Origin of the sequence: Niastella soli, assembly GCF_017742245.1 — a bacterium.
GTDB lineage: Bacteria > Bacteroidota > Bacteroidia > Chitinophagales > Chitinophagaceae > Niastella > Niastella soli.
In genome coordinates this window covers 630745-651896 of the sequence record NZ_JAGHKO010000005.1, presented here as the reverse complement: position 1 = coordinate 651896, position 21152 = coordinate 630745, and the positions used below count along the sequence as shown (strand labels likewise).

General features: G+C 45.5%; 17 protein-coding genes. 6 read left to right on the top strand and 11 right to left on the bottom strand.

The window, feature by feature from the left end; all coding sequences use genetic code 11:
* Positions 1-15 precede the first annotated feature (15 nt).
* From J7I42_RS23045 to J7I42_RS23035, 3 genes are all read right to left on the bottom strand, one after another.
* The gene (locus J7I42_RS23045; RefSeq protein WP_209141234.1) at positions 16-3150 is read right to left on the bottom strand and encodes a SusC/RagA family TonB-linked outer membrane protein; all 3135 of its coding nucleotides are present in this window, start codon (positions 3148-3150) and stop codon (positions 16-18) included.
* A gap of 132 nt (positions 3151-3282) precedes the next feature.
* Positions 3283-4032, bottom strand: a complete 750-nt coding sequence (locus tag J7I42_RS23040) for a DeoR/GlpR family DNA-binding transcription regulator (protein WP_209141233.1) — start codon at positions 4030-4032, stop codon at positions 3283-3285.
* A 248-nt stretch (positions 4033-4280) separates the two neighbouring features.
* On the bottom strand, positions 4281-4460 hold the full coding sequence (locus J7I42_RS23035; RefSeq protein ID WP_209141232.1) for a hypothetical protein: 180 nt from the start codon (positions 4458-4460) through the stop codon (positions 4281-4283).
* A gap of 29 nt (positions 4461-4489) precedes the next feature.
* Between J7I42_RS23035 and J7I42_RS23030 the strand changes: the two genes are divergently transcribed.
* The 4 genes from J7I42_RS23030 (at position 4490) to J7I42_RS23015 (ending at position 8061) form a co-directional block, all read left to right on the top strand.
* Complete coding sequence (locus J7I42_RS23030) at positions 4490-4960, top strand: carboxymuconolactone decarboxylase family protein (RefSeq protein WP_209141231.1); 471 nt, start codon at positions 4490-4492, stop codon at positions 4958-4960.
* Positions 4961-5399: 439 nt separating this feature from the next.
* Positions 5400-5738 carry a YciI family protein gene (locus tag J7I42_RS23025; protein WP_209141230.1) on the top strand — a complete coding sequence of 113 codons (339 nt, stop codon included), beginning with the start codon at positions 5400-5402 and terminating at the stop codon, positions 5736-5738.
* 95 nt (positions 5739-5833) lie between these two features.
* Positions 5834-7087 carry an RNA polymerase sigma factor gene (locus J7I42_RS23020; RefSeq protein WP_209141229.1) on the top strand — a complete coding sequence of 418 codons (1254 nt, stop codon included), beginning with the start codon at positions 5834-5836 and terminating at the stop codon, positions 7085-7087.
* Between the two features lie 68 nt (positions 7088-7155).
* A complete protein-coding gene (locus tag J7I42_RS23015) occupies positions 7156-8061 on the top strand; it encodes a hypothetical protein (protein ID WP_209141228.1) in 906 nt (301 codons plus the stop codon).
* Positions 8062-8224: 163 nt separating this feature from the next.
* On the opposite strand, the gene J7I42_RS23010 is transcribed toward J7I42_RS23015, so the two are convergent.
* The 3 genes from J7I42_RS23010 to J7I42_RS23000 all read right to left on the bottom strand — a co-directional run bounded on the left by J7I42_RS23010 (position 8225) and on the right by J7I42_RS23000 (position 9711).
* Positions 8225-8566: a DUF488 domain-containing protein gene (locus tag J7I42_RS23010; protein ID WP_209141227.1), complete on the bottom strand. Its 342-nt coding sequence runs from the start codon at positions 8564-8566 to the stop codon at positions 8225-8227.
* 148 nt (positions 8567-8714) lie between these two features.
* A complete protein-coding gene (locus J7I42_RS23005; protein ID WP_209141226.1) occupies positions 8715-9260 on the bottom strand; it encodes a helix-turn-helix transcriptional regulator in 546 nt (181 codons plus the stop codon).
* Positions 9244-9711, bottom strand: coding sequence for a hypothetical protein (locus tag J7I42_RS23000; protein WP_209141225.1), 468 nt, complete (start codon positions 9709-9711; stop codon positions 9244-9246). Before J7I42_RS23000 ends, J7I42_RS23005 begins: the two co-directional genes overlap by 17 nt.
* A gap of 108 nt (positions 9712-9819) precedes the next feature.
* Here J7I42_RS23000 and J7I42_RS22995 point away from each other — a divergent pair, with 108 nt between their 5' ends.
* Both J7I42_RS22995 and J7I42_RS22990 read left to right on the top strand, forming a co-directional pair.
* Positions 9820-10296 (top strand): hypothetical protein, encoded by a 477-nt coding sequence (locus J7I42_RS22995; RefSeq protein ID WP_209141224.1) that lies wholly within the window; start codon positions 9820-9822, stop codon positions 10294-10296.
* Between the two features lie 204 nt (positions 10297-10500).
* On the top strand, positions 10501-10800 hold the full coding sequence (locus J7I42_RS22990; protein ID WP_209141223.1) for a T9SS type A sorting domain-containing protein: 300 nt from the start codon (positions 10501-10503) through the stop codon (positions 10798-10800).
* A gap of 588 nt (positions 10801-11388) precedes the next feature.
* Here the strand turns inward: J7I42_RS22990 and J7I42_RS22985 are convergent.
* The 5 genes from J7I42_RS22985 to J7I42_RS22965 all read right to left on the bottom strand — a co-directional run bounded on the left by J7I42_RS22985 (position 11389) and on the right by J7I42_RS22965 (position 20881).
* Positions 11389-11964, bottom strand: coding sequence for a collagen-like triple helix repeat-containing protein (locus J7I42_RS22985; protein WP_209141222.1), 576 nt, complete (start codon positions 11962-11964; stop codon positions 11389-11391).
* Positions 11965-12021: 57 nt separating this feature from the next.
* Positions 12022-13038 (bottom strand): PorP/SprF family type IX secretion system membrane protein, encoded by a 1017-nt coding sequence (locus J7I42_RS22980; protein ID WP_209141221.1) that lies wholly within the window; start codon positions 13036-13038, stop codon positions 12022-12024.
* A gap of 267 nt (positions 13039-13305) precedes the next feature.
* Positions 13306-15309, bottom strand: a complete 2004-nt coding sequence (locus tag J7I42_RS22975; protein ID WP_209141220.1) for an OmpA family protein — start codon at positions 15307-15309, stop codon at positions 13306-13308.
* A gap of 92 nt (positions 15310-15401) precedes the next feature.
* Positions 15402-16397: a PorP/SprF family type IX secretion system membrane protein gene (locus J7I42_RS22970; protein ID WP_209141219.1), complete on the bottom strand. Its 996-nt coding sequence runs from the start codon at positions 16395-16397 to the stop codon at positions 15402-15404.
* 215 nt (positions 16398-16612) lie between these two features.
* Positions 16613-20881, bottom strand: coding sequence for a PKD domain-containing protein (locus J7I42_RS22965; RefSeq protein WP_209141218.1), 4269 nt, complete (start codon positions 20879-20881; stop codon positions 16613-16615).
* Between the last annotated feature and the right edge of the window lie 271 nt (positions 20882-21152).

Below are 21152 nucleotides of genomic sequence, written 5' to 3'. Positions count from 1 at the left end.
TGGTAATGTCACAGATTAAAAACGGGCACGTAATCCAAAGCTTACACTAACCGGTGTGGCCGGGCTGCCATAATCGAAACCATAAGAACCTACACCCACAGAACCAGGGTTATTGGCAATTACCGACGGATCGGCGCCTTCATAGTTGGTGAACAGCACCAGATCGTTACCAGTTACAAACACACTTAATGATTTCATACCTTTTATTACATGTGAAACTTTCTCTGGCAAGAGATAGCTCAGTGTTACATCTCTCAACTTCAGCCAGTTTACATTATGCGAAATGTATTCTTCATTAGGCATGGTGTAATAAGTATTCAAATAATAAGGAACCACTACAATGTTATTCGGTGTTGGGTTATCGGTATTTTGTAAACCATCATCCAGTACGCCGTTTACAACACGTGGCGTTGTTCTGTCAGAAGTTCTTTTTGTTTTACCCAAAACGGTCTGTACCTGGTCGGCCAGGTTGTAAATATCGCCGCCCACTTTCAGGTCCCACAGGAAGCTGAAGTTCCAGTTCTTATACCTGAAAGAATTTAACGTTCCCAGCGTGAAGTCGGGCGTACGGTCGCCGATGATCTTAAAGTTGGCATCAATTTCAGGCACTCCGTTGTTCGGACTCACCACAATTTGCCCCTTGTTGTTTCTTACATAGGTAGAACCCGTAATGGTACCAGTTTGATGACCGCGCACCAAACCACCTCTTGCACTGAACAGGTTGTCTGACTGATAAAAATCGTTGTCTTTACCAATAGCGTCAGGCAGCGTCAGCACCTTGCTCCACATGTGGTTGAAGTTGAAACTTACATTCCAGTTAAAATCGCTTTTCCGGATCGGTGTAATGTTCAGTGATAATTCTACCCCCTGGTTACGCAGTGAACCCGCATTGCCTGTATTCAACACGGCCCCGGTGGCATAGCTGGCCCTGAATTGCTGTACGATCTGATTGGTACAAAGGGTATTATAATATGCCGCTTCCAGGGTAATGGCGTTGTTCAGGAACCTGAGTTCAGTACCGATCTCATAGGTCTTTTGTCTTTCAGGCTCCAGATCAGGGTTGGCCTTTATATATCCGTACGTATAAGTTGGATTTAATACTGTACTACTATAGTTATTCACAAAATAACTCTGGTTGGAATAAGGATCATTCAACCGGGCCGTGCTGGCCAGTGACGCTCTCAATTTGGCGAAATCCAGCACCTTTCCTTTGATCTTGGGGAAGATATCCGACAGGATCATACTCATGCTGGCGCCTGGATAACTGTATTTATTGTTTTTATTGGGAAGCGGAGAGGCATTCTCAAAACGATAAGATGCGGTTAAGTAGATCAGGTCTTTCCAGCCAATGGACGCTTCGGTGAAATAAGCCAGCTCTCTTAATATATTCCTATTGGGCTTACCAAAATAATTCTGGAGTAACCGCGTACGGGTACTTTCTGTTGTATTACTGCTATCAGTGCTGGTTGAATCTTTAAGCCGCGAGCCGGTAACTCCATACGCACGGGTCTCAAAATCCTCCCACATGGTCCCTACCATTAACCGGGTGCTGAAATCGCCAAACTTTTTCTTGGCCGAAGCAGTAATAGTGTGGTTGTACCCTTCATAGGTTCTGTAATAATTATCCAGTGAACCGCCGGTAGAGGCGCTTAGCAGGTACGACATGGGATGGGTAAACAAATAACCATCCTGCTTATAGGTATCGTACCCAAACCGGCCCGATAGTGTCAACCACTCAAAAGGAGTGATATCGATGCCCATGGTAGCTATCCAGCGGCTGTTCTTATCACCGCTTTTATTATTCTTTGCGCTCCAGATCGGGTTATCATAATCCACATTGTAATTGCTGTTAAAAAGCAACAGTTTATTACCCTGTTTATCCTGGTAGTTGGTAATGTCGTTATTGGCGGGCCAGGAGTACAGGTCCATCAGGTATCCATTGGCGCCTTTTATTGGTTTTACGTTGTCGGAATTGACATAAGCGATCGTAGGATTGATGGTAATGAACTTACCGATCTTCGTATTGTTCGACAGCTTTAAATTGTATTTTTTATAGGTATTGAACGGCACCGTTCCATCATTATCCAGGTAGGTACCAGAAAAACGGAACCCAGATTTCTTAGTTCCAAAATCAACCCCGATATTATGCGTTTGCGTAAACCCCGTACGAAAGAAATGGTGAATATTATCGTATAATTTGGTATCAGAAGGCCATGCCGGGCCGAAGCTGGTGAACTGACCAGACAATGGCGGCGCTGTTGGCACCCCATTCGCGCCAGGTCCCCACCGGTTGTCGAGTTCTACAAAACGGGTCACTTTCTGAAAACGAAAGTTGTTATCGTAATTAACGATCAGCTTTCCGGCAGCATTTGCCTTTTTGGTAGTGATCACAATGGCGCCTGAACTTGCCTGGCTACCATACAACGCCGTTGCTTCTGGTCCTTTTAAAACCGTAACCGATTCAATGTCGTTGGGGTTTATGTCCGCAATACGATTGGTATAGTCGCTATTGCGGTTAGGCAGGTCCGATGCCAGACCAACGCCTGAACCACCATAAGAGTTCTGGTTCAGGGTTTGGTTATCTATAAGAATACCATCTACAATAAACAGCGGCTGGTTAGTACCAGAAAGGGTGTTGAAACCGCGTAACACAATGCTGGCCGATGCACCGGCAGTACCACCGGTAGGTGTAACTGTTAAACCGGCTACGCGACCCTGCAAACTGTTAATAAAGTTTTCGCGCTGTGTTTGCTGAATGTCGGAGCCCTTTACTGTTTGTGTTGAATAACCCAGTTCGCGTGGGTTTCTCTTAATATCCATTGCAGTTACAATTACCTCCCCCATTTGCTTCTGGGAGTTTTTAATTTTAACCGAAATGGTAGCGCCATCGCCAACCTTCATCTCTCTGCCTTCATATCCTACGGAGGAAATGAGCAGGACCTCGCCTTTTTGTACTCTAATGGTAAATGCACCCTTGGTATCGGTGGTAGTACCCCTGTTGGTACCCTTGATAGTGACCGATACACCGGGAACAGGTGCGTTGTCATCGGCATCAGTTACCACACCGGATATCGTTTTATCCTGCGCGGTTGCATACATGCCCCCTAACATAAGAACTACTGCGAGTAATAGCCTCGTGAATTTTCTCATAACAGTTTTTTTGGGTCAATGAATTGTGAATAGGTAAAGGCTTGTTCAGCTCAATGGTCAATTTAACCTGGTCAGTTAGCATTGTTTTCAAAGGCCATGATATGCAACGCCTAATGTTGCCGGCAGGCGCGCTTATATTACCTGAATACCCAAATCGATATACGGTCTCAACCTCGGGTCGTCGGGTGGAAGTTCTGTGATCAGTACATCTATTTGTTGAATGTCACAGATATGGATAGGTTGTAGCGTGTTGATCTTTTCCGAAATAGTTAAACAAACCGTTTTACGGGCCGACTGGATCATTGCCTTTTTCAATTGCACTACTTCCCAATCATTGTCGGTAGTGCCATGTTTCAGATCAATGGCATTGATGCCTAAAAAGCACAGGTCGGCATTGATCTGTTTGATCTTGGCAATGGCTTCGGCGCCTATGGTTATTTTGGAATTTTTTGAAATGCGGTCACCGATCATAATTACATCGATGCTGGGGTGTTGCATGTATTCCAGAATGGCGGGAATACTGCCCGACATGAACGTGGCTTTTAAATGGGGTGGCAGGGCGCGGGCCAGCTCTATAATAGTAGTGCCACCACTGGTAAGCACAAACATGTCGTTTTGGATAAGGGCTGCCGCTTTGTGGGCAATGATCTTTTTATGGTCCTGGGAATAAACGTTGTCGGTGGGATAATTTACCTCGTTGAATGAATGGCTGAGGGCGCCGCCATGAACTTTTATGATCTTGCCCTCATCCGCCAGTTCCTGCAGGTCTCTGCGGATTGTGTCCTCCGATACCCGGATCTCCTGGCTAAGCAATGATGATAAAACCTTATTGTGCAGGTTTACCTGATGCAATATATACGCCTGACGCTCTTTTTTAAGCATAGACAGTTAGAATGGTTGTATTGCAATATAAGTTTATTTAACGCACAAATAAGCAAAATAACAAGCAAATAACGCAATTAATGCGGTTTTTAATCCGCAAAATGGTTCTGCTTGCAGGTTACTGCAACATAAATACCGAATCAATTCTCATTTCCCCCTGCCTGTAAGCAAAAACGCGAAAACACGCCCACAAAAAAGCCCCTCCCGACTTGTCGGGAAGGGCTTTTGGGAAAGACTATAAATGGGGTCTATTTGACCAGTACGGGATCTGACCGGCTTTCTTTGTTATCAGCGATACGTATTATATATATACCAGCGCCCCGGTTGGCCGGAATATCAACGGTGGGGTTATACTGGGTGGCAGTCAGAAAATATTTTGTCCAACCTGTCCAATCGGTTTTGTCCCGGTCATTATTACTGTATAACACAACAATTAATTATAACAAAATCGAATCAAATGAAACAGGTAGTTAACATTTACGAAAAAGGACAACGCGGGTTAAAAGCTTTAAACACCCTGGGTGCTTATTTATACAAATCACCGGTTGAACAGTCGCTTCTGAATTTAATTTATTACCGCGTATCGCAGCTCAATGGTTGTGCATTCTGTCTCGACATGCACGCTAAAGACCTGCTGGCGAATGGCGAAAATGTACAACGGCTACTGGTACTGGATGCCTGGAAAGAAACGAATTTTTACAGTGATCGCGAACGGGCTGCACTGGCTTTTGCTGAAGCGCTTACCAAACTCAATGGCCCTATCGATGAAGCCATTCATAATGAAACGTTACAACATTTCACAGAAGAAGAAATGATTGATCTTTCGTTTGCAGTGATAGCCATCAATGGTTATAACCGGGTGAATATTGCTTTCATGCAACCGGAGGTTGTAGGAACTTATACACCTGGCATGTTCCAGAATGCTTAATCGGCAATCAATGTCGTTTAGTTAATGCATGTTTTAAGGAATCCCCTCCTGGGAGAGCCTGTCCCGCTTTGCGGGAGGTAGGGGTGGGTTTATTCCAGGTGAATCAAATTAATACCCACCCCTATCATCAGTCTTTATGTGCAACACGCTGCGGCCTCCCGATGCATCGGGAGGATTTAGCTCTCCGTTTCGCTTAACTAAACGACATTGAATCGGCAATCGGCAGTCGGTAATCGATAACACCCTTGACAGGTTTGACAAAATCGTACATTAATCTTAAAGCTCGCGAACCTATTGCCGATTCACGATTGCTGATTGTCGGTTCACCACTCACAACTGACAACTCACAACTGACAAAAGCAACACTATCATTCACAATTCTCATTCTTAAATTTTAAATACTAACTTCCCGCATTCAGCGGGACTAAAAACAAAACGTATGAAAGAATTCATGTTACTATTTCGTCAACCCAGTTATGATTTCAGTAATGTATCGCCCACCGAAATGCAGGCACTGGCCAAAAAATGGCAGGACTGGGTAGGCGGCATTGCCGCACAGGGCAAATTAGGCACCACTGGTGTTCGCCTTGAAACAGATGGTAAAGTATTGCGGAAAGGCGGTGTTGTTACTGATGGTCCCTTTGTAGAGATCAGAGAACGCCTGGGTAGCTTTTGTATTATAAAAGCAGCAAATATTGATGAGGCTATAACCCTGGCCCATGGCTGCCCTGCACTTGATTTTGACGGCAGTGTGGAGGTAAGAGCGGTGTTTCAATAATAATGTAAAGGTGGGTCGCCCTCCAAGGGCGGCTCACCTTATTTGATATAGGGTGACCCACCCTGAAAGGGTGAGCCACCCTTTTATATTATCTTATGAAAGAACACGAATCATTAAAACAGCTATTTCAGCAGGAGTTCGCTAAAATGGTAGCGGTTATCAGTAAGCAGTTTGGTTTGGACCATATTGAAATGGCCGAAGACATAGTAAGTGATACCTTTCTGACCGCCTCTGAGACCTGGGGCCTTAAAGGCCTACCGCCCAACCCCGCCGCCTGGTTATATACCGTGGCCAAACAAAAAACGCTGTACCATTTCAGACGGCATAAGATCTACGAACAAAAAGTAATTCCTGAAGTAAAAGCGCAACAAAGCGGTATCGAAGAATGGGAAGCCATCAATTTCTCCCAACAAAATATTAAAGACAGCCAGCTGCAAATGCTGTTTGCCATTTGCAACCCGGCCATTGCCAGTGAAGCGCAGATCGGTCTGGCCCTGCGCATCCTTTGCGGTTTTGGCATCGATGAAATTGCCGAAGCATTTTTAACGAATAAAGAAACCATCAACAAACGCCTGTTCCGCGCAAAAGAAAAACTACGGAACGAAAACATCCAACTCATCCCTATCGACAATACCCTCCCGGCTGCCGAACTGGATAACCGGCTCGACAATGTACTACACATCATTTATCTGTTGTTCAACGAAGGCTATTACTCCCAAACGGAAAACACCCTGCTGCGTCGGGATTTCTGTATTGAGGCCATGCGCCTGGGTGCAATGCTTACTGAATACGAACGCACCAACCGGCCCAACACCAATGCCCTGCTGGCCCTGATGTGTTTTCATGCCTCCCGCTTCAACGCCCGGGTAAACCATAACGATGCGCAAATACTGTACGAACAGCAGGACACGGCTTTATGGGATACTGCCCTGATCAACCAGGGCATTCAATTTTTGAACAATGCCGCCACGGGTAACAACGTAAGCTCCTATCACCTGGAAGCAGGCATTGCTTACTGGCATTGCATTAAAGAAGACACTGCCGAAAAATGGGCGAACATCCTGTTACTGTATGACCAATTGCTGCTGGTCAATTATTCGCCAGGCGTTGCCCTTAACAGGATCTTTGCTTTGTACAAAGCAAAAGGAAGGGAAGCCGCCATACAGGAAGCAGCCAGCCTGCCCACCAACAACAGCCATTTTTATTTTTTGCTGATGGCTGAACTGTACAATGGACTCAATGATCAATTGGCTTTGTCTAATTATGAAAAGGCACAGGCCCTGGCTAAAACGCAACGGGAAAAACTAGGGATCCAGGAACAGATCAATAAGGTTTCGGGGAAAAAATAATGGCACAATTTCCCCTGGCTGTTCTTAATTTTACAGCCCATTAAGAGCTCCTAAAACATCAATACCTGATGAAAGTACACGTTCTGGTCCTGTGTTTTGTTATTGTAGCTGTATTGTCTGGTTCCATCATTGTACCCCAACGGGCGGTCAGCGCACCCGCTATTTTATATAAAGATTCCGTCCAACGAACAGCCTTATTCTCTACGGATGATGTGGAAAGGATAAAACAATTCTTTCTCGCCAATACCGCCCTGCCTGAGCAGCCTAAAGACTCCAACTGGCACCCGGGGTTCCGGCATAAATGCATCAACACGGTGCGGGCTGGGCTCGACTACCTCATCTTCGGCGAATCTTCCATCCCCGATAGTTTATACAGCCGTAACTCCGTTTTAAATGGGTTGCAGGATAATGATATTACTGCCCTTGCCAAACGGTTGCGCGATAATCATTATGTACGCAGCTATGATACAGTCCGTTTTTTATCGTTGCGCAAAGACGAATGGGTACCTATTACAAAAGCGGATCCTGTTTCCCGCGGCTTACCGCCCATGGCCCTGGAAAAAAGTTTATGGAACACCTTACTACGGCGGGTTGGCAAAGAACGTGGCTTTAGCATTTTCCTGCTTTCGGTTTGCGATGGGTATCATGCAGCGCTGCTGACCCTCGATCACCGCAACCCCGCAGAAATAAAGGCCTACTGGGCCGATCAAACCCATCGACATCCACTACGTTATTTTGTAAATAATAAACTGGAAGAAGTACCTGGTAAATATGGCTGGGAAGTAATGCAGGCCAATGGACCCGCCACACATGCGGTTGGGATGGCCCGGGGGTTGGATGAATACATGCTGTTAGCCAATCGACAATTCTGGTGTGATTGCGGACGCCCCAATCAAAAACCGGATGACTGCTGTTCAGGCAACTGCTTTCCGTTTATCCAGATCTGGAGAATACAAAAGTTTGTTAGTTATTGAGTTTATTAGTTTGTCGCTGACCTGTAAGGTCTGCCTCATTAACTCGCCGGGTCAGATGACGAGGCAGACCTGACAGGTCAGCCCCCTTTATTTAAACCGACCTGTCAGGATCGCTTGCTCTCTCTGTAAAGGCTAACTCAAATGGCGAACCTTACAGGTCTTATCAACTTAAAAGATCAGCCAGAATATGCGCATGATTTTGGGCTTCATCTTTAGCCGCATATAACAGGGTTATTTTCTTGTGTTCTTTTACTAATGATCTCAAATCTTTCAATGCGGGATTCTCTTTTAATTCAGCGAGGTATTTCTTTTTAAATTCAGCAAAGGTTCCTTCCCCTGCATGGTACCATTTACGCAATTCGGTAGAGGGAGCTACTTCTTTAAGCCAGGTATCTATGTCAGCTTTTTCTTTCTTTATGCCCCGGGGCCACAGCCGGTCAACCAGAATGCGATAGCCATCTTTGTCCGCTACCGGTTCGTATATTCTTTTTACAACTATCGGCATTGTAATTAAGTTTAATTGCAATACTGAATATACTGATTTATACTGGATCGAAGGGCAATGGGCAATGGGAAATTGATAGGGTTAATAAGGTTGATGGAGTTGATAAGGAAATTCGCGAACCCACTCACAACTGACAACTCACAACTCACTACTTAACTTTCCCTGGCGGCACACCAAACTTTTTACGGAAGGCACTATTGAAATGTTGTACCGAAGAATAGCCCAGTCTGTCGGCCACATCTTTGATAGGCACATTAGCAACTAACAGATCACGCGCCTGGGTTAATTTATAATCTGTCAGGTAACCAAATACGGTATTATTAAAAAGGGCTTTGAAACCCTGTTTCAATTTAAATTCATTGATCCCTGCAACACGGGCCAGTTCACTTAAGGAAGGCGGTTGGGCAGCATGCTGTACCAGGTATTCTTTGGCAAAGTAAATACTCTCGGTATCGTGGCCCGGCTTAACTATCAGCGAAGGTGTTTGAGTAGAACGGGCCGCGTCTTCATACATCTGTGCCTGTAAGGTTAACAGCTCAATACATTTTGATTGCAGGAATAATAATTTCAAACCACCGGTAACTTTCACATTCATAATATCCTGGAGACACTGGTGCATGGCAAACGAAATAGGCATGTTCTCACGGCTCAGGTCGTCTTCGTTCCCTTTTGCAACTTTATCCGCAAACTCCATGCGATGGATTACTGTCTTTTGCCAGCTCCAGGAAAAAACGGGTAGTAAAATGTACTTCAATAAATTTATACCGTTCAAGCTCACCGCCGTATTGCCCCGTACCTGCAAACAAGGGCGTGTAATGCATGTTATGCTGATTGGCTTTGAAATGATGTTCTTTTCCTGAAAGCAGGTTCTTCATTATACTGCCGCCCTGTAAGGTAAAATGCATTTCAACAAGGTCTACGTCACCTGTTATTTCATAGTTCAGCCTTTTGGTTTTATTCAACACCATATCTCCATACACGATATAAATGCCCGCAAAGGCTATTTGTACCATTTCTGCATCACCGAAAGGAAAGCTATAGATCTCTCTTCGTTCCGTAACCAAGGGCTGTTCCACTATTTTAGTCGAAAACACGTCGCCAACTTTATATTGGTGACCATTTTCGTCATACACTTTGACACTCATAAAATCCGTTTGATGTAAATATTTATCCGTATAGTATAAAAACGCGCAGTTAATCCCTTTTTAATTTTGTAAAGGTAAATTAACTGTTTCGTAAACAAAACATATACAATGTTTCACCTATTTAACCACCAGGCCAATGAACACTCCGACGATGAGCTGAACATCGAAATACCTGCTGCCACTGAACATGAGCTGTTACATGTGATCCAGGCAAAAAAGTTATACAACGACCATGCTACCCATCATTTCTTTGTGGGCGATGAATCAACCGTTGAAATATTCAATGCACTTAAAGAGATCGCTTTGCGAAACGATCATGAATACTTTGGCATACTGGAATTACATCCTGAATATGAAGCGGTATTGTCAATGTTGAAACTGTTGGTTGACAGTGTACCTGAAATGCCAGCGCAACCTGCACTCAATGCCATTCACTGGATGGATGACATGCACCCTAATTGCTGGATGGCCTGGAAAAATGCCACCTTCTATTTATCAGGTGGTGCAACATTGATTTCCCGGTTCAAACAATACCTGTTACAAAAGCAAGTAACCAGCGAACAAATTCGCATTATCAATTATTAACGTAAAACGCAATTAACCCATTGCCTTATGTGATAAATACCATGCTCCATTAAGCGAATATCTAATCCCGTTCTAATGTTTCTCTTATCTGTGGAAGGAAATGTCAGGTAAATGTTAAAAAACACGTAGGTTTTCTATTGTGACCTATCAGGATAAGCACTAACTTCATCGCGCACAACAATTACTATTATCCTAGTACCTTCTATGGACACCTCAACACTAACTGACGACCGTTCGAAAAAACGCGTTCAACGCATCACTGTGTATCCCAATCTGGTAACACAGAAGAAATTTTGGTTACAATTGTATAGCGTAGAACAATGTGTTTTTACGGTACAGCTGTACTCCCTTGCAGGACAACAGGTATTTAAACACTTCCTGTACCATGCCGATCTCTATTCAAACCACACTATTTTGCTCCCGAATCATTTACCCCGCGGCATATACAAAGTAGCTGTGCGTTATGGCGACAATCACTATGTACAGCCGATTGTCATTGATTAGCCCCTGGTTCTCTTAACTTCCCCCGCCCTTTGCCCTTACGTTTTTAAGCACAACCCTATTAGACTGTCAATACATGCATTCGTTTTGCATATCCATTATTATGGACAGCAATACCTGGCATTGTCATGCCCTTCACTCGCCTACGCGAATAACCGCCTTTTCTGCCAGGCCGCAGATTCGGTGGACCAAGGCCTGGTAGACAAAGTAAAAAGCCATCCCGCAGAGGCGGAATGGCGTTCCTGATGGACTTGTCCCAGATCCTATATACTAAGGTTATTGTGTCTAATGCCCTATTCAACAATATCTTCTACCCATAAACGGCATACATTAACTGCTATTTCGAGACCGTTCGGGCTCCTGTACATTTTACTGGTTAACCACTTTTACAATAAGCATTAATGCTTAAACTGTAAACATTGATGGTATATCCTTTAGTTACCGTTCAAACAAAAGCCCCGACGAATCTGCCGGGGCCAAACGTAACGCACGAGAAAAAGCACTGCCCATACCAATTTTAATGCAGTTCTGTGGTTACATTATATGTGATGAAGTCAGCTTAATCAAAAATTGCAGTTTACAAAACAGGGATCAGTCTTTTAATCCCAGATAGTTTTTTACTTCTTCATAGTTATTCCAGTTTATTTGTTTATCCATACGTGCATGCGTTCCACCGGGGATCAGCACATACCGGTATTGCTGAACTTTACTGCCCGACGCCTGATCGGTAATGGTGCCAACATTTGCATTGGACGCCATCTCAATAAGACCCGGTTCATAAAAAGGGGTGATCTGAGTAGTGCCGGAGAGGAATGGCAGCGCAATCACAAATTTCTCGGCTGCTGTTCCCAGGTTTAGATACACTTTTATTTCCCCTTTCGACAGCAGGTCATCGGTTACTTTGGCTTCCTGGATCTGCGCAAAGAAACCACCGCCGGATTGGCTTACAAAACTAACATCGAGCCAGTCGGAGTATATTACATTGGCAGTGCCGGCATCACCCTTATTACCGGCAGCTCCTTTTTCTCCTGTTGCGCCGGTATCACCTTTGTCGCCTTTTGCGCCCTGCGGTCCGGGATCGCCTTTTTTACAGGCGCCTACCAGTAACGTAGCAGCCAACAGGTAATACAAAAAATGGTGCTTGCCCCATTGATGTGTGCGTTTCATGTTTTTGATTTTGATTTTTATTGTTGTAATTGTGATAAAATCTAAGTGTCCATCTCTTTACCAGACATTTCTCGGACAACCATCGTCGTATTTATTACCGAGCAGAAAGCCCACCATGATCTCATGCGATCCTTTGCTTACAATGTTTAATCCGGAAGTAGTATAATCATATGAGTAACCGATATTGAACTTGTGACTGATATTCATACCTACCATAGCGGCAAACCCATCGTTGTACCGGTACCCTGCTCCAAACCAGGCTACATCTCTAAATTGCAGTTTGGCGTTCAGATCAATCTGTGTTGGCATTGGCTGTACATATTTCACCATTATAGAAGGGATCAGATTGAAATCTTCTCCTAACAAAAAGCGATAACCGGCCGTAGCAAACAAATGCGGTACAATTTTTCCATTGGTTGTTTTTACCGTATTGTCTGAAAAACTTACTTTTTGCGGAATGATCTGTTGAGCCGCCAATCCAATAAAGTAATCACCAGAATACAAATACAGACCCGCCATAAAATCGGGCTTGATTGTATTGATCAGTCCATTATTATAAACAGCAGGGTCAACCTGCAGATTCCCAAAATCAAGCTTGCTGGTATTTAACCCAATATTGGTAAACCCCGCGCCAAAACCAGCGGCCAGACTTGTTCGTACACTTATACCTATATGATAAGCATAGGTAGCATACGCAGAAAAGTAATTCAATGGGCCAGTCCGATCATTGATCACCTGCAAGCCTACCCCATGATGCGGTTCGGCTGCGGTGTATTCTTCCCAATAGCGTTTACCCCGCGGGTTCTCACCAGCCACATCAAAAGAAGTGGCCGTGGTGCGGTAATCTTTTTTATTGATAGGTGTATGAATGGTTATATACGAGGTCACCGGAGCATCCTGTATACCGGCCCACTGATGGCGGTGACTTGCTTTTATATCAGTATAATTCTCGATTCCCGTGAGCGCAGGATTTATAATATATTGATTCAGGATATACTGCGTGTAGTGAGGCTTTTGCTGACCGTATGTTTGTATACAGGCCACTACACTAATAAGTGCGATTATCTTTTTCATGTGCTTACGTTTTTATCGTGAAACGGCAGACGGCAGTAAGTAGTAGTCAATAAGTAAGTAAGAAATCGCAGTTGAAATAACATGCTGGTTATTGGGTTATTGGGTTATTAAGTTCTGTGTTACTAGTTTCAAGTCTCTGACTGCAGGCACCCAGACGCTTTATTTGGAACGCATTTTAAATTAATGGCCATCCTTACTCAAATAACCTAATAGCTTAATAACCTAATAACTTAATAACCTACGAACCTAAAAACTTAAAGTAACTGGTCAATTCTTACCCACCACCTTAAACTCTGTCCTCCTGTTCCTCTGTCTACCTTCCGGATTATCAGATCCATCTTCATTCACATTAGGCGCAATAGGTTGTAACGAACCATACCCCTTTGCCTGGAGGCGGTTTTTATCAATTCCTTTGCTGATAAGATAGGCTACGCAGGCGCGGGCGCGGGCTTCAGACAGGCGTTGATTGTATTCCTCACTGCCTTTGTTATCCGTATGCGCACTGAGCTCAATGGTGATCTCGGGATGTGTGGTCAACAACCCTAATAACTTATCCAATGCTTCATAAGATTCTTTTCTAAGCGTGGCTTTATCAAAATCATAATACACGTTATCTATTACAATGGCCTCATTAACCGGTGGCACATCCTTTATTAAACAAATAGCCGGATTGATCAATTGATCTGATTCCTCATCAACCGGGGTATAAAAAGGCAACGCCCCATTGCCATACCCGCTTATGGTAGCAACGGCCTTTAACGGTTGAAATTCGTCGAGGGTAAAAGCGTAGTTACCATCCCCTGTAGTGGTTTGGGTATACACCACTTTATTTTGAATGGTATCCAGAATATTGATAGTTACGCCAGGCAACGGTTGCTTATCTTCACAGGCAACAACCTGTCCGCTCACCTGCTTACGAGGTAGGATTTTTCTCAAATAGAACAGTTCAAGGCAACAGGTTGCTTCCCGGTCACTACTGAGCCAAACATCTTCCAGCACATTTCGCACGCCGCCTTTACTCACAAAATAGATATCATCTTTTACAGAGTTTACCGGATAACCAAAGTTTACCGGTTGCGCCCAGGCATCGATATTTCCTTTGCTGTAATAGAAATCATAACCACCCATACCTACGCGGCCATTGCCAGAAAAAACAAGTGTGGAAGAAGGTGCATGATAATAGGGCGCCTGTTCATCAAAAGCCGTATTGATCACCGGTCCCATATTGGCTGTACTTACCGGTTTACCAGTTTCATCCAGTTCGGCATACCAAAGATCGAACCCACCAAATCCGCCGGGTTTGTCACTGGCATACAGCAGGTATTTTCCACCTGGCATAACAAAAGGTTGCTGCGTGCTGGAACCGGCAGCATTGATCAGACTGTCGAGCAACACCGGTTCGCTCCAGTCGTTGCCATTTTTGTGACTGCTATAAATACCCGAGATCTTTTTACCGCCTGTAACTGTCCAACGGGTGAGAAAGAGTGTATTCCCCTCCGGAGTAAGGGTCACCACACCCTGGTGCACATTACCGGTTTGCGGTAATGGCAGGGGCTTTATCGCACCTGTTACGCCGTCTGTTACCGGGGTGGTGTATACGCGGTTAATATGTGACAGATCCTTACTTGTGCTGTCAATACGGGTAGAAGTAAATAACAAGGTATTATCGTTCAACCATATCGGTGCATAATTGGCGCCTTCCACATTAAGGGGAGTGGCCGCCTTTTGTACGTTGTACAGTTTCAGGTCTTTCTTTTTTAACTGGGTCTGAATAAAGCGCAGGCTCATCAATTCTTTTTTCGCTGATTCCGTATAAGGGTCATCTGCCGTATGTTCATCCAGGAAACGGGTAAACTCTTTTTCTGACTGATCATAACTGGCCTGTGCACGCAACTCCACGGCGTAATAGTAGCGGGCCAGTGGAAATTCGGTAGCATTGGCTTCCAGGGTTTGATTGTAATACGCAGCTGCTTTGGCATGATCATGCAACAGGCGATAACTTTCGGCCACCCGATACAGCGCCAGCTGGCGGCTGCTTACCGGTGTACTGTTTTTTTTCACGGCAGAAGAAGGAACAGTATACGGACTGTATTCTTCTTTTTTTAATTTCTGCGCAGCTGTGCCCAGGTATTTTTCATAATACTGGGCCGCAGAATAATAATCGGCTTTTTTATAGTAATTATCTGCTGCACGCAAATAATCGTATGTATACTGGGCCCTGGCTGCAAAAAAGCAACAACTGATGAGCCCGGTGATAAAGATCTTTTTCATACTTCTTCTTTTATATTGACAGGGTATTGTTTTAAATAAGGCAGTTGGTAGAAACCAACCGCCAGGTTTCCAGGACATTGGTGTACCTATGACTATAAGCGCGGACAGACAAACTCTATTTCTGGTGTTTTAACCGATCGCTTTCCAATAAAGGATAAAGAGATCTCAAAACTGTTGGAGCCATGTGCCATTTTCCCCAGATCAGATGTATTCACATCATAGCTCACTCCAAGCACTAAATTTTTATGTGCAAAGCCAACAAAGGGTGATAACGCATCTTTAAAGCGGTAATTAGCGCCCAGCATCACATCCGTCCCCGGTGCTGCTATCAGGCGGACATACGCGCCCAGCATTTTCTCCTGCGCCTTTCCCTGTTTCAGGTATAATATATTAGGTGTTAAACTGAGTATATCTGACAATGCAATACGCACCCCGCCATGGACCGTAAACCGCATCGGCAAACGGGCATCACCCGATTCACTGAACTGATCATCAGGCCGGGTAAGGTGCGATACCGAGAAGCCACCGAATGCATTTAACTTTTTACCAGGTTGTGCGTCGTAGTACAAAATACCAGCCGCCGCATCAAAAGAAGTAGCGGACGTTCTACTGAACGCTTCTGCAGACGGAGCGCCTGGGTTGTATCCTGTTATCGGGTTCCATTGATCACCAAAGGAAAGCTTCGAGCGATTGAAGCGGCGTTGCACAAACCCGATCTGCATCCCCATCACAATACGGTGATATTCCTGCGGGCCAAACCGCACGCCATTGTACGCGTAACTCCCATAGGCAGTGAGATAATTATACCCGCCATCGCCAGCCGATTGATTCAGGACACTGGCGCCGAAACTGGAATTTTTATTGGTAGTGAAATCAACCGCTACCCCCGGCGTCGTAAACGGACTGCTGATATTTCCCCACTGCGACCGGTAGATCCCCGAGATGCGATAATCCCCATCAAAAGCGCCGGTTAACGCCGGGTTCAGCCAGGCCGGGTATACGTAGTATTGTGAAAAATGCGGATCGACCTGTGCTTTTATTGACAGCGCTACCAAGGAGATTGCCAGTAATAATATGCTCTTTCTCATTGCGTGTAGTTTTTGATTTTGAATTGTATAGACCTGTAAGGTCTGCCTTTTGAACTTGCCAGGTCAGCGTGATGAACAGACCTGACAGGTCTTATGCTTGAACCAGACCTGACAGGTCTTATTTTTAAACCAGACCTGTCAGGTGCAATTAAGCCCACTGCTTATTCAGCCTCGAATGATACACCTTACAGGTCTTCCTTTCAACCTTCTTCCTACTACTTAATAACCGTCACAGACCCTGTCCTAGGTGCAAAACCATTCTTTAAATGAATGACATAATAATAAGTAGCCATGGGCAAAGACTTACCGCTTACCGTTCCATCCCAGGGTGTACCATAACCTGCCGAGTAAAATACCCGTTGCCCATAGCGGTTAAACACTTCCACCGTACAACCGGGATAATCGCTCAGGTTTTTGATATTCCATACATCATGAACACCATCACCATTGGGCGAGAAGGCATTGGGCACCAGCACGGGTTTCAATATTTTTACTTTCAGCTCATCTGAAGCAATACATTGTCCTTCACCCATGGCCGTGAGTGTATAGGTTTCATCAACCATCGCCTGTAACAGGGGACGTAACACATTTGGATTACTCAAGCCTGTTCCGGGCGACCACCGGAAAGTGAGTACGGTGGAATCATTGGCAGTAGGATTGAACTGCACCACCGTTCCCTGGGGCACAATGAACGAGGGTCCCGCATCGATAACCGGTTGCAGGTATACGACCACTTTTTTAGAGAATGGTTCTGAAACACAACCAACCCCATTGGTCACTTTTAATTGTACTGTATAATTGCCCGGTTGTTGGTAGGTTATCACCGGGTCTTTTTTACCGGAAGCACTGCCATCACCAAAGTCCCAGCTCCATTGCTGTATAGGACTGTTGCTGGTAGTGCTTGCATCGCTAAACTCCGTAATACTGCCCTGGCATAAAGTATCGGGCGCAACCGTAAAGGCAGCGATGGGTTTATTATAAAACGATTGCAATGTTTTGGTTACGCTATTAATACAACCAAAGGCAGAAGTAGCCCGCAATTGCACAGCATATGAACCAGCCGCACTATACACATGACTGGCATCAGTTACACGTGATAACGGACTGTTATCGCCAAAATCCCAGGTATAAGTAAGCGTTGAGTTATCTGCTACCGTAGAGGCATTTTTGAACACGGCCGCCCCACCCGGCATACATACCGCTGCAGGTAAACTAAAATCAGCTACCGGCAGCGGATGTACTGTTACCATCCGGGTGACTGTATCACTGGTGCACCCCCTATCACTCACGGCAACCAGCTTTACAGCATACTGTTTGTATGTAGACCATGTGTGTGTAAACGCAGTATTGTTATTGCGCGATACCCAGTTGCCATCCCCCAGATCCCACCGCCAGGAAGTAATGGCCCCCGATGTAAGGGTTGACTGATCGTCGATAAGGACAGACCCGTTCAAACAGATATCCGGATTGACTGTAAACACTGCCGTTGGCTTTGGATATACTGTAATAGCACTGGTCACCGATTCGGTACACCCGCCCGTTGTAGTAAAGGTATAAGTGATGGTGTGTGTACCGGCCCCTGCAACGGAAGGCCTGAAGCTACCAGTCGCTGTTGTACCTGGCCCGCTGTATACTCCATTGCCAGGCACCCCATTGGTAACCGTAGCGAGAGCAATATTGACTGGTGTCGACTGGCTGGCGCAAATGGCGTTTAATGCCGGGTAATTCAATCGGGGCCGCAAACTAAAGCTGGCAGGCACCGAAATATCTTTTGTACATCCGTTGGCCGTAGTTACGCTCAACTGGATGGTATAATTTCCAAATGAATAAGTATGTGATGGATTTTGTCCCGTAGCGGTATTAGGGTTAGCAGGTGTAGCCCCCGGATCACCAAAGACCCAGTTCCAACTGCTGATGGCCTGGCCATCGGGAACCCTGGTAGTATCCGTAAATTGTACAATGCCATTATCGGGCAAACAACCAGCCGGGTAACTAAACCCTGGTTTCGGTTTTGCATATACGGTAACCGGCACGGTAACCGTATCACTCACACAGGCATTGCTCACCTTCACTACGTGTCTGGCGGTGTAAGCGCCATACGCCGGATATACCACTGTTTGGGCATTGCCATTGGCAGTGGTGGCAGTGGTATTGTTGCCATAATCCCAATACCAGCTGTTTATGGGTGCCGGACCGCCATAAGACGAGGTTTCACTAAATGTAATACTGCCATCTTCACAAATGGTCGATGGCGTTGCATTCAATGTAGTTACCGGTGGCGCAAAGATGGTAATGGGTTTGGTAATATCAGCCATACATCCATCGGCGGTCACAACAGCCAGTTTCACATTCTGCGTGCCTACAGCAGAAAATATTTTGGTAGGGTTTTGCGCGCCATCAGTAGTAGCATCAGGGAATGTCCATTTCCATTGCCCAATGGTATAGGCGCCCGTAGAAGCCGGACCGGTAAACACTACTGCATCTTTTATACATCCGGTCGGGTGTGAGAAGGTAAAATCGGCAGTGGGCCGGGGCTTCACCTCTATCGAGATCTTTAATTCTTCTGTATTGTTACAATTGTCTAACGAAAGACTGGTTGACTTTATAAGGATAGTATACGTCCCTGGCGTATTGAAATTATAGGAGCCAGACAAGGTATATTTATAATAAGTGATCCCATTCAGGGTTACCGTACCATCAAAATAAGAGGAAGCAGGGTCCATCGTTTCATTGGCATTGGGTGTAACAACCCCGCCCAATGAATTAATATTCCATACCAGTTTCAGGGGTTGGTAGCGAATAAGCGCAGATAGTTTTACCGGTGTATTTACACAGGTAAATTGATTGGGGTTCTTACCGCCATTGGTTGTATCGGGTTCGTTGTGCACACTGCCTACCGCATTCAGGTTGTTGAGGTAAGTACCTACGTTGTAGGCATAGCTTTCCACGCTTCCCAATCCATACGTAATACCTGTAAAAGCAGAGTCACAGGTAACCAGGCATTGCCCTAACGGCGCAGCCGGGGGCGGGTTACAGTTCCATCGCTGTATAACTACCGAATAACCCGGCATATTGGGGTGTGCGTACTGTGCGCTGAACATCCCACTGCCCCCAATTCTTAATGAACCTATCCCCAATGTGGGCACAATTACGGTTACATAATTCACCGTAATGTTTTGATTATTATTCCGGAAAAACCCAACGCTTTTAATAGCCTGTTCAACCGGGCTCAACACCACCATTTCCGGATCGCCCCCGCCGCCAATAGTTCCCAAACAATTACCACCGGTCATGAATTGCATTACTTCAATGGGTTTATCTGCTTCAACAAGATCGGCAGAGGCGCTTTCATATACATAATAATTCCCGTTGACAAGGGTTGCGTTCCAGGGCGCGCCGGTGATCGGCTGATTGTTCACTTTTACAACGGTGGTCGGGTCCCTTACCGCTACCTTATACGTGCTTCTTGAAAATGCCATGGAAGTGCCTGATCCGGAGAACGGTGCGGTGAGGTACCGTTTACCCCAGGCATGTTGCGGAAATAATTGCTGGTTATCATTATCCCCACCCCCACTGCCGCAACTGGCCGGATTGAGCGTACGGCTACTGCCGGCAAAAACAGCAATGGGATTACAATCGTTGGCGCCATTGGCCATCGACCGCACAGTGGTACCCGTTAGTTGTTTACCGGAACTGGCGGTACCACCGTTCCCGTTTGCATCAGCTCCATCATTGGCACCCACCACCTGATAGATCTGACCTTTCATTAAGGTTATGGTAGAAGTAACACCGGGTTTCAAACCCGATTTATCCTGGGCCCTGGTTAATACAGAAGGCGTTACCTGTATCACCGTATTATCTTTACTGGCTATCACATACATCCAGTTGTAACAGTCGTTGCCATAGTCCTGCCGGCTGTTGAGCGACACATAAGAATACCCCCAGGCAGTAACCGGTAACAACATGGTGGCGCCGGAAGACGCATTACCATAAATATGGGCATACGCAACTATAGGCACATTGCTTTCTATATGAATGCCTTTTTTTCTGAACACCCCGGCCCCGCCTGTACCGGCAGGTGGCGGATCTGAAAACAACCGGGCATCATAATTGGGATCGCTCAATGGGTCACCCGGGGCCGCCACTACATTAACCGGTCCTTTGGGAATGATATCTGATTTAATGACTGAATAAGCTGGTATTGTATAGGTTTTGCGCCACCAGGTGGCTACAAAGGGGCCGCTGCTATCGAGCGTTACCGTAACTGTTGCAGGCTGGTCTTCGGCACTCAGGTATAATACCATGTTCATGTTATTAGTGCCCTGTTCCATGAACTGGTGATGCCCATACCCTACCCAGAATTCCGTTCCCCGGTTCGATACGTTTTGGGCTTTGCTATGCAAACCAGATAAAAGAAATACCAACCACAGCAAGCTGGTGCCAACCAGTCGCACATCCCTTTTATGTTTTCTTATGATCTCCATATAGTTTCTTTAATTTCTTAAATGCTGCTTTGTTTGTCAGAGAAGACCTGTAAGGTTCGCCATCGGGTCTTGAACTTACAGCGTGCTTAAGCGAACCTGACAGGTCTGGTCTATTTCAGAATTCTCGAGAAGACCTGTCAGGAGCAATGCAACCCTCTACTTATTCAGCCTCAAATGATGCACCTTACAGGTCTTCCTCTCTGCCGAATCCGCCGCCAGGCGGAAGAGGCGAACCTGCCGTTTGCCGTCTGCCGTTTGCCGTCTGCCGTCT

Bases quoted from the DNA above. Each gene is read 5' to 3' on its own strand.
- J7I42_RS23045 (WP_209141234.1), bottom strand. From the start codon at position 3,150: ATGAGAAAATTCACGAGGCTATTACTCGCAGTAGTTCTTATGTTAGGG.
- J7I42_RS23040 (WP_209141233.1), bottom strand. From the start codon at position 4,032: ATGCTTAAAAAAGAGCGTCAGGCGTATATATTGCATCAGGTAAACCTG.
- J7I42_RS23030 (WP_209141231.1), top strand. From the start codon at position 4,490: ATGAAACAGGTAGTTAACATTTACGAAAAAGGACAACGCGGGTTAAAA.
- J7I42_RS23025 (WP_209141230.1), top strand. From the start codon at position 5,400: ATGAAAGAATTCATGTTACTATTTCGTCAACCCAGTTATGATTTCAGT.
- J7I42_RS23020 (WP_209141229.1), top strand. From the start codon at position 5,834: ATGAAAGAACACGAATCATTAAAACAGCTATTTCAGCAGGAGTTCGCT.
- J7I42_RS23015 (WP_209141228.1), top strand. From the start codon at position 7,156: ATGAAAGTACACGTTCTGGTCCTGTGTTTTGTTATTGTAGCTGTATTG.
- J7I42_RS23010 (WP_209141227.1), bottom strand. From the start codon at position 8,566: ATGCCGATAGTTGTAAAAAGAATATACGAACCGGTAGCGGACAAAGAT.
- J7I42_RS23005 (WP_209141226.1), bottom strand. From the start codon at position 9,260: ATGGAGTTTGCGGATAAAGTTGCAAAAGGGAACGAAGACGACCTGAGC.
- J7I42_RS23000 (WP_209141225.1), bottom strand. From the start codon at position 9,711: ATGAGTGTCAAAGTGTATGACGAAAATGGTCACCAATATAAAGTTGGC.
- J7I42_RS22995 (WP_209141224.1), top strand. From the start codon at position 9,820: ATGTTTCACCTATTTAACCACCAGGCCAATGAACACTCCGACGATGAG.
- J7I42_RS22990 (WP_209141223.1), top strand. From the start codon at position 10,501: ATGGACACCTCAACACTAACTGACGACCGTTCGAAAAAACGCGTTCAA.
- J7I42_RS22985 (WP_209141222.1), bottom strand. From the start codon at position 11,964: ATGAAACGCACACATCAATGGGGCAAGCACCATTTTTTGTATTACCTG.
- J7I42_RS22980 (WP_209141221.1), bottom strand. From the start codon at position 13,038: ATGAAAAAGATAATCGCACTTATTAGTGTAGTGGCCTGTATACAAACA.
- J7I42_RS22975 (WP_209141220.1), bottom strand. From the start codon at position 15,309: ATGAAAAAGATCTTTATCACCGGGCTCATCAGTTGTTGCTTTTTTGCA.
- J7I42_RS22970 (WP_209141219.1), bottom strand. From the start codon at position 16,397: ATGAGAAAGAGCATATTATTACTGGCAATCTCCTTGGTAGCGCTGTCA.
- J7I42_RS22965 (WP_209141218.1), bottom strand. From the start codon at position 20,881: ATGGAGATCATAAGAAAACATAAAAGGGATGTGCGACTGGTTGGCACC.